Source organism: Infirmifilum sp., from assembly GCF_049970975.1.
In the GTDB taxonomy this organism is placed as follows: Archaea; Thermoproteota; Thermoprotei; order Thermofilales; family Thermofilaceae; genus Thermofilum; species Thermofilum uzonense.
The window spans coordinates 1-12,270 of sequence record NZ_JBMFLX010000038.1 but is presented as its reverse complement, the minus strand read 5'-3'; the positions used below and the strand labels follow the sequence as shown (position 1 = coordinate 12,270).

12 protein-coding genes and 1 tRNA gene are annotated in these 12,270 nt (G+C 47.1%); 7 read left to right on the top strand and 6 right to left on the bottom strand.

What is annotated here, in order from left to right; translation table 11 throughout:
- Positions 1-108: 108 nt before the first annotated feature.
- The 3 genes from ACP5KC_RS06615 (at position 109) to ACP5KC_RS06605 (ending at position 2,052) form a co-directional block, all read left to right on the top strand.
- Positions 109-465 (top strand): hypothetical protein, encoded by a 357-nt coding sequence (locus ACP5KC_RS06615; RefSeq protein ID WP_052884186.1) that lies wholly within the window; start codon positions 109-111, stop codon positions 463-465.
- 62 nt (positions 466-527) lie between these two features.
- Positions 528-684: transfer RNA gene (locus ACP5KC_RS06610), tRNA-Tyr, on the top strand.
- Between the two features lie 141 nt (positions 685-825).
- Complete coding sequence (locus tag ACP5KC_RS06605; RefSeq protein WP_428287027.1) at positions 826-2,052, top strand: nicotinate phosphoribosyltransferase; 1,227 nt, start codon at positions 826-828, stop codon at positions 2,050-2,052.
- On the opposite strand, the gene ACP5KC_RS06600 is transcribed toward ACP5KC_RS06605, so the two are convergent.
- Positions 2,049-2,543 carry a GIY-YIG nuclease family protein gene (locus ACP5KC_RS06600; protein ID WP_428287026.1) on the bottom strand — a complete coding sequence of 165 codons (495 nt, stop codon included), beginning with the start codon at positions 2,541-2,543 and terminating at the stop codon, positions 2,049-2,051. The two genes, ACP5KC_RS06605 and ACP5KC_RS06600, sit on opposite strands and share 4 nt — an antisense overlap.
- A gap of 45 nt (positions 2,544-2,588) precedes the next feature.
- On the opposite strand from ACP5KC_RS06600, the gene ACP5KC_RS06595 reads away from it, so the two are divergent.
- Both ACP5KC_RS06595 and ACP5KC_RS06590 read left to right on the top strand, forming a co-directional pair.
- Complete coding sequence (locus tag ACP5KC_RS06595) at positions 2,589-4,289, top strand: 2-oxoacid:acceptor oxidoreductase subunit alpha (protein WP_428287025.1); 1,701 nt, start codon at positions 2,589-2,591, stop codon at positions 4,287-4,289.
- Positions 4,290-5,138, top strand: a complete 849-nt coding sequence (locus ACP5KC_RS06590) for a thiamine pyrophosphate-dependent enzyme (protein ID WP_428287024.1) — start codon at positions 4,290-4,292, stop codon at positions 5,136-5,138.
- Between the two features lie 3 nt (positions 5,139-5,141).
- Here ACP5KC_RS06590 and ACP5KC_RS06585 read toward each other — a convergent pair whose 3' ends face one another.
- A complete protein-coding gene (locus ACP5KC_RS06585) occupies positions 5,142-5,834 on the bottom strand; it encodes a hypothetical protein (protein WP_191118421.1) in 693 nt (230 codons plus the stop codon).
- Positions 5,835-5,899: 65 nt separating this feature from the next.
- Here ACP5KC_RS06585 and ACP5KC_RS06580 point away from each other — a divergent pair, with 65 nt between their 5' ends.
- A complete protein-coding gene (locus ACP5KC_RS06580) occupies positions 5,900-6,535 on the top strand; it encodes a PD-(D/E)XK nuclease family protein (protein ID WP_052884191.1) in 636 nt (211 codons plus the stop codon).
- Here the strand turns inward: ACP5KC_RS06580 and nucS are convergent.
- The 3 genes from nucS to twy1 all read right to left on the bottom strand — a co-directional run bounded on the left by nucS (position 6,513) and on the right by twy1 (position 9,498).
- Positions 6,513-7,274, bottom strand: coding sequence for an endonuclease NucS (gene nucS / locus ACP5KC_RS06575; RefSeq protein WP_273433457.1), 762 nt, complete (start codon positions 7,272-7,274; stop codon positions 6,513-6,515). The genes ACP5KC_RS06580 and nucS overlap by 23 nt on opposite strands.
- A 93-nt stretch (positions 7,275-7,367) precedes the next feature.
- Entirely contained in the window at positions 7,368-8,327 is a 960-nt protein-coding gene (locus ACP5KC_RS06570; protein WP_273433455.1) for a zinc metalloprotease HtpX, read from the bottom strand.
- Positions 8,328-8,427: 100 nt separating this feature from the next.
- A complete protein-coding gene (gene twy1 / locus ACP5KC_RS06565) occupies positions 8,428-9,498 on the bottom strand; it encodes a 4-demethylwyosine synthase TYW1 (RefSeq protein WP_236944938.1) in 1,071 nt (356 codons plus the stop codon).
- Between the two features lie 129 nt (positions 9,499-9,627).
- Between twy1 and ACP5KC_RS06560 the strand changes: the two genes are divergently transcribed.
- Positions 9,628-11,469, top strand: coding sequence for an MFS transporter (locus tag ACP5KC_RS06560; RefSeq protein WP_428287023.1), 1,842 nt, complete (start codon positions 9,628-9,630; stop codon positions 11,467-11,469).
- Here ACP5KC_RS06560 and ACP5KC_RS06555 read toward each other — a convergent pair.
- Positions 11,470-12,270, bottom strand: an 801-nt coding sequence (locus ACP5KC_RS06555; RefSeq protein WP_428287022.1) for a radical SAM protein, incomplete at its 5' end; no start/stop codon positions are given.

Below are 12,270 nucleotides of genomic sequence, written 5' to 3'. Positions count from 1 at the left end.
ATAACCCCTCATGGGGGTAACCCGGGAGCCCGACTAAATGGCGCAGGGCAGCTGTGTTTCCCCAGAAAAATTTTTCAAAACGTGTAATTGTGGTTAATTGCGAGGATTATGACGCTCGCAAGAGTACGCTATTTGCAAAAACAACTAATCAAAAGGTATGGAATTATAGGAAAAGTGGCTTCAAGGTACCTAGAGGCCGGGTTAAGTGTCCGTATACGGCATCCGACAAGACTGGGGGACGCCCATATAATAGTTCAAGGAAACGGCAACAGGCTTGTAGTAGAGGTGTACACGAGTCCAAAGCCCTTACATCCAAGAGACGTACAGGCTGTAGCTGAGAAGGCTAAACTGCTTAATTCGAAGCCAGTAATCGTAATTTATAGCGGGGGAAGGTTGAAGAGTAGAGTAACCAAGGAAGCGTTGGAGGAGGCAACAAGACTACAAGTGAAGATTAAGAGAGTCTAGTTACTGAAAGGCTTCACATCTAGCGAAATGTTCATAAAACCGTTAAGTTGTTTTTATTTTGTCCCCGGGTAGCGTAGCGGTATCGCGGCCGGCTGTAGCTCGAAGCGCACGGCGAGAGGGGTAAATCCCTGCTGTGAAGCCGTGTCAGCCGGCTGGAAACCGGCAACGCGTCTAAGACGCGCCGGAGGGTCCCGGGTTCAAGTCCCGGCCCGGGGACCATTCTATATCTGGGTGTTCACGTTCTTTGAGTTTAGCAAGGACTCTAAGGATCTTTAATCTTCCTGCAGAAGAATAATATTACAAGCCAAGTCATGTCGAAACACATTAATTCCCATCATGAGAATCTATGGCTTGATGTATATGAATAATTGGAATGAACGCTTTATTTACGCCACGTTCGATGAAATAAAGGAGGGTTTGACGACGGACGTGTATTTCACGCGTACCAGAAGAATTCTTGAAAAAAACGGCCTTATAGACGCTGTTGTTCACGTGGAAGTAACTGCCAGCAAACTTCCCGAGAGCTATAGATGGGGCGTCTTCGCGGGTTTACGCGAAGTTATAAAGCTCCTGAAAGGACGAAAAATAACTCTGCGGTCTTTGCCTGAGGGGGAGATCTTCACTGCTAGCGATTTTTACGGCATCAGGGTTCCCGTGATGACAATAGAGGGCCCTATAGGTGAATTCCTAGAACTTGAAACACCTCTACTAGGCTTCCTCGCCTCGGCCTCAGGCATAGCCACTAAAGCAGCCCGAGTGAAAAAAGCAGCTGGAGAGAAAATCGTCCTTTCCTTCGGAGCTAGACGCCAGCATCCAGCTCTAGCCCCCTTCATCGAGTTTTATGCATATATTGGTGGCGCTGACGGGGTTTCTGCTGTTCTTGGGGCCCAAGCCCTGGGTATAAGGGCCACGGGAACGATGCCTCATAGCTTGATGATACTCTTCAGAGCTTATAAAGGAGATCACACGTTGGCATGGATAGCGTTCGACGAGATTATCGAAAAGGATGTTCCTAGAATTGTCCTAGCTGACACCTTTTTCGATGAAGTAGAGGAGTCGATGCTAGCCGCGGACATTCTAGGAGAAAAACTCTATGGTGTTAGACTTGACACTCCGGGGAGCCGACGGGGGAATTTTGAAGATATCATAAGAGAAGTTAAGTGGAAGCTCAAAGCTAGAGGATTTAAGGATATAAAAGTCATTGTATCGGGAGGCATTGACGAAGAGAGGATTCCCGCGTTGGTAAAAGCTGGTGCTGATGGTTTTGGCGTAGGGGCATCCATATCAACTGCTCCTCCCATAGACTTCTCAATGGATATCACAGCTGTGCAGAAGGATGGAAGATGGGTGCCTGTGGCGAAGCGAGGTAAACTCTCGGGAAGAAAGGAGGTCTACAGGTGCAACAACTGTCTTATCGATGTAGTCACACTGGAGGGGGGTGAGCCTCCTAAATGCCCAAAGTGTGGAGGAGAAATGAGGCCTCTTCTTGAAACATATATCAAAGAGGGCGTAGTGATTAAGGAGCCTCCACCGGCTGAAGAGGTAAGAAAAAGAGTCTTAGCATCAATCCAGAAGCTTGAACTTTAAGATTCAAAATGAACTATTCGAATATCATTCAAGAAACTTTGCTTGAAAGCTTCTCGGACATCATCATAGCATTTGGTGATTTCACTATTACATCTTAAGAAGTGTGAGTAGCACCCCAGCTTGCAGTCAGATGAACCAAAGCCTTTGATGGGATGCGTAAAGCCGAGATCTTCCAAAATGGGAGTTAAAACGCACTCTGGCCCGGGAGAGCTGGCAAAAACCACTCCAAGTACACGTGCATGGGGGGAGGAGGTTACATTATCTATGTGCCATCTAATCTTTTTTTGAGGCTTTCTATGTCTGTCTACGCGTGCTTTTACTCCTCCAGGTCCTCTAGCAGAGCCTATGTAAACGTAAATCCCAGGCTTCAAACACACATTTTCCCTTTTAAACATAAAATGTATGGGTTCTTGAACTTTTATTATTAAGGCATAGATTCCTTTTAAAGTTTCATGCATATTGATGTACACCTCTTTAAATCTATCGTACAATAAATTTATAACTTAATTGACATAGTTAAAAGGACAGGTGTAGTTGTGGGTAAAGATTGGCCTCTCTCAATCCTTGTGGCCGGCCCCGCGGGAGCAGGTGTCTTTGCAGCAAGCCTAATCATAGGACGCGTCTTGTTTAGACATGGAGTCAACGTGTTTATAACTAACGAGTATCCATCCCTTATCCGAGGAGGTAACCAGTGGGCCCTAATTAGAAGTTCTCCCGATGAATACATATTTTCCCATAGGAGACTTGTCGATATCGTACTCGCGTTAGATAACTACTCGGCAAGAGCGTATATTTCGAAGCTTAGCGAGAGAGGAATTATTCTTTGTGATGAGAAGGATTGTGGCCAAAACTACAACGAACATGTTAGGGCTTTCCCCTTTAGAAAGGTACTTGAAGAGTACAAGGCTCCTCAAGTCGCATTAAACACATTGGCATCTGGCGTCATTTTTGGTATCCTCGGTGCATCGAAGGACACGGTAAGTGAGGTTATCAGCGAACAGTTCAAGCATAGAAAAGAGTACGCTGAACTTAACTTAAAACTCATAAATAAGGGTTACGAGCTTGGCGTAGCTCTTTCAGTGGGCCAGTTCCCACAACTCTCGAAAAAGGTGGAAGAAAAAAAGAGACTCCTTATAGACGGGAACTCTAGCGTAGCTCTAGGCGCTCTCGCCGCCGGTATGAGCTTCTTCGCCGCATACCCTATGACTCCCGCCAGCCCAATCCTCCATTTCCTAGCCGAAATTCAACGTGACTACGGAATCGTGGTTTTTCAGCCAGAGAGCGAGCTTGCAGCCATAAACATGGCTATAGGAGCCGCCTATGCTGGCGCTAGAGCGATGGTCGCCACGAGTGGCGGGGGGTTCTCACTCATGGTTGAGGCGCTTGGTCAAGCAGCAATGACCGAGACACCTATAGTGATAGTAGAGGTGCAGAGACCTGGACCCTCGACGGGGCTACCTACCCATACGGCGCAGGGCGATTTGAGGTTCGTCATACATGCTTCTCAAGGAGAGTTTCCGCGTGTAGTTTTAGCTCCAGGTGATCCTGGCGAAGCCTTCACATTGAGCTTTAAAGCCATGGAGATAGCGTGGAGGTATCAAGTGCCCGTTATTCTTCTCTCTGATAAATTCCTCGCTGAGAGTTACTGGAGCATCGACGAGTTCCCGTCTCTAACGCCCAGCCCAGGCTCCGTTATACGCGGAGAGTATCAGGGAGATTATGCTAGATACAGGATAACCGAGGATGGAGTGTCACCCATGGCACTACCTGGGACGAAGAATGCTCTTGTGTACGCTAACAGCAGCGAGCACGACGAGTATGGTGGAGGAACCATCGACCCCAAGATGGTGAGAGCAATGAATGAGAAAAGGTTCAGGAAATATGAAAGCCTAAAAAGCATAGCTGAGAAAGAGGGAGTAAAAACGTATGGTAAAGGGGACAAGATTATAGTTACCTGGGGTTCTACGAAGATGCCTATACTTGAAGCCCTTAAGAGCCTTAAAGATATCCGGGTTGTACAGGTTCTCTGGCTTGAGCCTTTCCCTGAAGAGGCGCTACGTCAGGAGCTAGCTGGATCACAATTCGTGGTAATCGAGAACAACATGACAGGTCAGCTTGTATCTGTTATACGGGAAAAATTGCTCGTCAAGCCTCATGGATTCCTTGGAAAATACGACGGCAGGCCTTTCGACCCAGAGGAAATAGAAAGTTATATTGCTTCATTGGGGTGGGTATAAATGGATATCACGACGTATGATTCTGGGAGGAGGCCGGTTTGGTGCCCAGGCTGCGGGAACTACGGAATATTGCTAGCTTTAAGGAAGGCGTTAGCGGAGTTAAAACTAGCCCCCGAAGAGGTCGTCATAGTCACCGGAATCGGGTGTCACGGGCGAATCAGTGACTACATGAAGACAAACACTTTTCACACGATTCATGGAAGAGTACTGCCTCTCGCTACGGGCATAAAGCTAGCAAACCCCAAGCTGACTGTGATAGCTCACTCGGGAGACGGGGACGCTTACGCCATTGGGATGGGCCATCTTCCCCATACTGCCCGTCGGAACATCGACATAACACTTATAGTCCACAATAACATGGTGTTTGGTCTTACTACCGGACAAGTCACTCCTACTACCCCGATAGGTGTCAAAACAAAGTCTACTCCTTTTGGAAACTTCGAGAAGCCGATCAACCCTCTATTGCTAGCCCTGGCTAGTGGGGCAACTTTTGTAGCTAGAGGGTTCAGCGCTGAAATAGATCATCTAAAGGAGATAATAAAGGAGGGCATCAGTCACCGGGGCTTTGCCTTTATTGATGTACTCCAGCCGTGCGTCACCTTCTTTAACACCTATACGGTTTTGCGTGAAAGAGTGTATAAGCTTGAGGAGTCCGGACATGACCCCTCAAATCTCGAGGAGGCGTTCAGACTAGCAATGCAGAATGATAAGAGAATTCCGATAGGCGTCTTTTATAAGAGGGAAGAGCCTACACTTGAAGACGCTTTCAAGCATGCTATGAACCCACCTCCAGCCGAGAGATTGCCCGTAAAGGTAGACCTTTCCAAGGCTTTAACAAGGTTTAGATGATTTTTAGACGGGTAAGGGTTCGACCCTTGGTATAACCTTTTCTATTACAAATTGACGAAACTCGTCCTCGTCCAGCTTGCTGAAAGCGAGAATAAGACCCCCTACAGATGCCCCAAGTAATCCTTTTTCAGTCTTAAACACCACGTATTTTTCCTGGCCAACCTGCATATACCTCTTCAAAAGAGTGGATTGCGATAAGGCTTTACCGTATAAAACTACCGTGTCGACACCAGCCACTTCTCGTAGCCCCGTGAAGATAACCTGTCTGGGCTCAGCATCTACCATGTATAATTCTCGAAGCCTTTGTGGTGGAAGGTAGACCGGCATGATCCCATCGGGACGCTCAAAGAGCGCTTGTGAAAAAGTTGATGACACTCTCATGCCGTTCCGCTTCCCTGAGGCAACAAGCAGGAATATTCCTTGCCGTAACCAAGTGAAGTGGAAATTTATCCGAATGTAGCGTGGAAGTTTTACGGATTCGCTGTCAAGACTTAGAGAGTGTGGCGTTACCTCCTCATATACCCCTGAAACCTCACTCTCTCCACCTTCAAGTTCGACAACCCTCACCCCCAGGGTGAATTTACGCCCAAATGCTTCTAGGCTCCCTCTGGCAAGAGAAAATCCCTTCAATTTATCGTAGACGTCTTTACTACTTATATTCTCGCGAACCTCAAAAACAGTAATCGCTTTAGGCAAGGCGCCCCCCAATTTTTGTCACAAATCTTTATTTATTATACTAAACGTTTAATATCATCCGTGATATGTCCTTAACTCCACAAGATGTCGAAAGAATAGTGTTTCGCTCTCTTAGAACGGCCTATGAAAAAGACAGAGGCTCGTGGACCGCACCTCCTAACGTGATCTACGTTACTGAGGTTACCGGTTGCCTTCTCCGCTCCTGGTACATGAGGACAATGGCAGGGCCAATATCTGACGAGAAAATAGTAATACTTCTTTTAGGGGATGATGTCCACTATCTAATTAACAGTCAGTTTCCTCTTGGAGAAGGCGAGAAAAGTTTCGAGAGAGAATACAAAGGGGTAACTATAAAGGGACGTGTTGATAGGATAGCCGGAGAACTGATTTTTGAGTTTAAGACGGCCAGCAATATCCCGCGCGAACCGCGTGAACATCATGTTGATCAAATGCAGCTTTACTTCTGGCTAGCAGAGAAAAACAAGGGTTTCCTAGTATACGTGTCGAAGACGACAGGTCAAGTTAAAGCATTCCCGATTATACGTGATGAGCAGAGAATACAGACACTCTTGGAGAGAGCAGAGAGCCTCAGTAACTCACTTAGACTAGCTGTTCCTCCGGCCCCCGAGAAAGGATGGCTATGCGAGTATTGTGAATTTAGGGATCGCTGTATCGGCTTTAGAGAGGAAGGCCCACCTTAGTATTACGCAGTATCTTGGAGACTTTTTGTAGACTAATTTGCTTGTATTCGATGCTCTCCTTCTCAAGCGCGATCAACGCGGATTTAGTGAATCCGGGGGCAACGAGAATCCCCCTCACATGACGACCAGTACTCATACTGAGCCTGTCAATATACCTTTTAAGCTGATATACTGCGTCGACTCCCGCCGTATCTTTTTTGACCTCGATAAGGACGTAGTTTCCATTATTATCAATCATTAAAAGGTCTGCAAACCCGGCTGTCCCCAGTTTAACCTCTTCCTCGATTGGCTTAAGCTCTTCACCTAAAACCTCCAAGGGATACGCCATAATTGCACGTTTGATATCGTCTTCATCACCCCACATGTCAAACTTTGCCGTATCCTCTAGTTTGAAGGTGTAAAGGCCGAGAACCCTATAAGCATATATCTTTAACTCTTCACTGGGTTTCGGGCGAACCGCTGAGATTACAAGTCTGTTAGACTCTGCTCTAACAGATAGTATGCTCCCTTCGGGTTGGTAGTTCACGGGCGTAGACCCATAAGGTCTGTGGACTATCGTTGTTCCATCGCCTTTAATCAGTACTATGCGTTCTCCTCTACCTAGTTTTGAGGATGCACGACCAGAGTATTCTACCTCGCAATCAGCAACCAAGATTATAGTCTCTCTCTGGTTAAAGCTCTCTCTAAGCTTCACTGCAGCCTCTTGTATGCTGAGGCCCTGGGTCTGATTTTTACTCATTCCGAAAAATAGTAAGAATGGTTTCTATTTATTTATAATGGGAAAACTGAGGCAATCGATATCAGGACAGCGATGCAGAACAGAAAATACAGTTTAAAGTGCCTGAAGTTTTCCGAGCTCCTCGAGGCGTCTGAGCCTCTCTACAATGTTGGGGTGTGTTGAGAAAAGCTCCATTAGCTTGTCAGCCATGGTAACCTTGCTCTGGGCTATCCTCTTGGCAGCCTCGTATCCTTCTAGTGCTTCCATGTCTTGGACGGCACTGTCAGGGTCGGCTATGAATAGCTCCTTGAATCCTGCAACGTGTAGCTGTGCTCCTTGGAGTTTAAGCCTGCCAGTGTAACCAACTATTTTTGCTAAAGCGGACATGAGCCGTGCTGCACCTATGCTGGGGTTGGGGGCGGTTTTGACGCTGTGGTAATCTGCATAGTATTCACGTATTCTGCTCAGGTGTAGATTTGCTAGACTCAGAATAAAGTACAAGAAGATGCTTAGAGCGCCTAGGGCAATAGCCCCGCCTCTGTCGCGGTCTCTACCACCACCTGAATAGAGGAACATCCTCCCAATGATATAGAAGAAGGCTGGCAACACCGAGACGAAGGTCATGAGTTGGACGTCCCGGTGAACTATGTGTCCAACCTCGTGTCCGAGGACTCCGGCTATCTCGTCTCGGTTAAGAGTGTTTAGAAGTCCTCGCGTCACTGCAATCTTGTGTCCGGTTAGCGGCGAGCCGTAGGCGAAAGCGTTAGGATAGGGAACTTCAGCGATCATTAATTTTGGTTTTTCACGTAAGCCACTTCGGGAGACTACTTCTTCAAGAGCCATATGTACGTGAGGGGCTTCACTATAGGGTAGCTCCCTAACATGGTAAAATAGTTCTACCAGGTAGGGAGAAATAAGCCATTGCCCTACGTTGAAGATTAAAGCAAGTATGAGGGCGGCGATAGGAGATGCCAGTCCCATTAAATCCAGAATGAATACAAATGCTAGTGTAGTTAAGCCGAAGATGAAGCCTAGCGTCAATATCATTGATAATTTGAGGTCTTCAAGAGCCATAAGCCTCTCCGTAGACTATAGTAATAGAGAAACACTTAAAAATTTAGTCCAACTGCTGACTCTTATAATTTCTTTAGGTATGAGCTAGGAGTGAGGAAAGTCAGTAATAGAGCATTTTATAACCGTGCTCCTCCATCGTGAAATCCACCACATGTTTCTTCCAGGATTCGTCTAATTGCTGAACCTTTTTTAGCCATTCTTCTCGCATTTTCAAGTTCTTTTCCCAAGCCCCCTCGTCTCTTACGAGAAGAACGACCCGACTTTTTTCATCCGTCAGTTTAACGTTGTATCCTGTGCGCTGGGAAACTTGCTCCGCGAATTTCAGCATCTCCTCCATGGTGGGCATTGCAGTTATAGGTAGCCTTTTCTGGCTCTCCCCAACCCAGGTATAACCTTTCAGCTCCACGAACATGGGGTTCCCATGCCTTATCACTCGTGAGTAACCATCGGGGTCAACCATGTTGAGCCCCTTGACTAGGGTTAAGCGTATTACTGTCCGGCTTTCATTGAATTTCTCTAGTAATTCGAGGCTACGCATAACCATGTCCCATGCTCTAGGTATCTTGGGCTCTGCGGCAGCATTGAAAACTTCCTCGTTTGGTCCGTACACGCTTACGTAGAGATTGGATGGCTGGGCATCTTTTTTGATTAGCTGCTCAAGTCTCACTGGTATCGAGCCGTTAGTTACCAGGAAAGCGGTGAGGTTTCTCTCTTTAAGCTTCCTTATCATTTCCGGCAGTAAGGGGTAAAGAGTTGGCTCTCCATCTAGGCTCATCGTGAAGTGACGGGGAAACATTGCTTCGAGAAATCTCTCCTTATCCACTTTGGGATTTCCTTTGAAGCCTATGAGGAGTAGCCTTTGAGCTATTATGGAGCCATTGATTATTTCGTCAGGGGAATCCCACCGCCAATTGAGGGGGAGCTTGAACCTCCCCGGCTGGTGCATACGCCAGCAGAACTTGCAAGTGAAATCGCAGAAGTTCAGCACGGGGGTCATCTGAACACATCGGTGGCTCTGTATACCATACCAGTTTTTATAGCATAGCCTTTCGCCTCTTAACGCTGATCGTGTCCATCGGCAAATGGAAACTGCGCTATGGTTGCCGACGAGCCTGTAGCCTGCTCGTAGATATTTCTCAACATTTATTCGCTCCTGAAAAGATAGAGCCATCATTTCGTATATGCCGTGGTTATTAAAATTCGTTTCTATATATGTAACAATAAGGTTTTGCAGTTACATAATAACCTATATAAATATAATTTTATATAAGGGAGGGAGGGAGATTTTTAGGGATGAATGTTGAAAAAAGAGAACAAGGCTTTACTACTCATTCTAGCAACAGAGGTGTTAGTTGGTAGTGCCACAGGTGTTCAGAGAGCAATAGCATCAGTAGCGACTAGTGGTAGTCTTCAAGGCTTACCCGTCCTACTTCCGTTGGTTTCATTCGGCGTTTTCAAGGCCACATTCGATTTAACAGCAGGATATATCTCACACAAGAAGGGCAGAAGGACTTCACTTGTTATAGGTACAACAGCGTATCTTATCGGAGCCACTTTAATCTTCCTCGTTAAACCCCCACTAAATTTCGTGATAGGTAATATTTTCGTTGGTATAGGTGAGGGTATAGTTTTCGCGACGTCTGCCATAGCTATAGGGGACATTCTCGGTGTTGAAAGATCATCGCTTACCTTCGGCTACATAGAGAGCGCGTGTTACATTGGTTATGCGTTTGGAGCATATATAGGAGGATGGGCTTGGAGCACCTTAGGAGGTACTACAGCTCTTATGATCATAGTGGTCTCATCCGCCCTAGCACTAGGCACTGCAATCAGTAGCCGTGAAACGAGCACTTATCTCGAGTCTGACAAGAAAAAATTCAGTGCAAAACCTAGACCCCAAGCTGCCCTAAAGCTCATAATATCAAATCCCAGTCTAGTTTCTCCTCTCATAGCTGCACACGTTGCAAAGATGGCTGATAGTATAGTATGGGGCGTAATGCCGCTCTTCATGCTTAGCAGGGGGCTCGACGTCTACTATGCTGGCTATGCACAATCCGTACTTTTGATAGTATGGTCTGCCACAATGCCCTTCTGGTCCTCGTATTCCGACAGGGTTGGAAGACGGCTTATATCCATGCTGGGGCTAATGTTTACAGCCTTCATGCTTATAGCCCTTCCCAGCACACGTTCTTTTCCAGAGATTCTACTAATAGCTCTGGGTCTCGGAATAGGTTACGCGATGTTTTACCCTGTTCTCCCTGCCCCCATCTCTGACATGAGCCCTCCCTCGATCCGGGACATATCTGTAGGATTCTACCGTTTTGCGAGGGATTCAGGCTACGCGACTGGGGCTATCCTGGCTAGTTTCCTTTTGCAAGGAGCCGGGGGAGGATACCCCTCTGTCTTCACCAACATCGGCGTTCTGGTCGCTATAACAGCAGCATTTTACTCGATATTCTTCAGGGAGACCAGGCCAACATGGCCTTTCTTCGACCTCGTGGTGGAGCATGTGGAAACTATCAAGCAAATTCTCTCTTTACAGAAGGACATTGTTAAAGACATTTTCGAGGGCAGGTTGGGTGAGGCTCAAAGGAAAACGGAGGAGATTAAAGAGCTTGAGAGAAAGGCTGACAGGATTAAAAGAGAGGTGGCTTGGAGGATATGGTCGGGTTTCCTTCCGATATCTAGCCGTATGGATTTTGAGAAACTCGTAGAGGAAATAGATAAGGTTGCCGGTGCGGTAATAGAGTGCAACGAGAGACTCCTCTGGGTCAAGTTTGTTCCAGAGCTCAGCGAATTAGAGCCCTCCATTGTTGAAATGGTTAGCGAAACAGAGGGGCTCGCAGGTAAACTTATCGAGAACATCCAGATGTTGAGACTGTCCCCTGCCTACGCTGTAAACATATCACGAGAGATAGACAGCGGTGAAAGAAAAGTGGATAGACTCAGGTCCGAGACCCTATCTAAGATAAGGCAACTAGTAGATCAGGGCAAGATCGACGTCATGTCAGCCTTAAACCTTATGGACGCCGTTAACTTGATTGAGCTCTCATCGGATGACTTCCAGGATGCAGCAGATATCATAAGAATAATAGCCTACAAGCACGCGGCGTTGCCGCCTGAGAAGGTAGAGACACTCTAACTATAGTTTTCTGCTCCCGTCTTCAATGGTACGATAGTATATTTCAGCGTATCCTTGTAGAATTTCTTTTGCCCTTTTAGCGGCTTCTAAGACTTGCTCCTTTGGCGTTTTCGGCTTGCGGCGGTACTCTTCTGGGACTCCTGTATAGGGGATGAACTGCTGGACAACGTATACAAGGCGAGGAGCTTTGTCGAGGCGCATCTCGAGGATCTCTCGTGCTATCTTCTCTACGTCCTCTACACCTAGAAGGTCGGGGACTAGGAGTGTTCTAAGCTCTAGGAAGTCCTCTACACGCTGTGAAACCTGTATCCCCATTCTAACCCTCTCCGTCATCTTTACCGCAACGCCTGGCTGTAGCCCTGCAACTCGTGCGTATTTTACAGGATCCTCTAGCGGGGCCTTGATATCTATAGCTATGTGGTCGAGGGCTACACGGCTAAGAATATACTCTATCGCCCCGGGTATACTCGCGTTTGTGTCCAGGCTAAGCTTCAACCCGGTCATAGCCTTGACCCTGGCGAAAAGCTCTCCAAGTGCTCTAAACTGTAGCGTGGGCTCACCACCAGTCACGTGGAAATAATCCACGAAGCTTGCAGCCCTGCTAGCAGCGGCGACTATCTCGTCCACGCTTACGGGCTTCTTCTCAACCCCCCTGGCGAGCACAGAGTTGGCACACCAGGGACACTTGAAGTTGCAGAAGCTAAGCCATAAGGTGAAGCTAACACTCTCTAATACATCGACTAGACTATTCTCTTTCCACCCTCCCACCCATAAAACTTGGGTGTTCAACCGGGCATCACC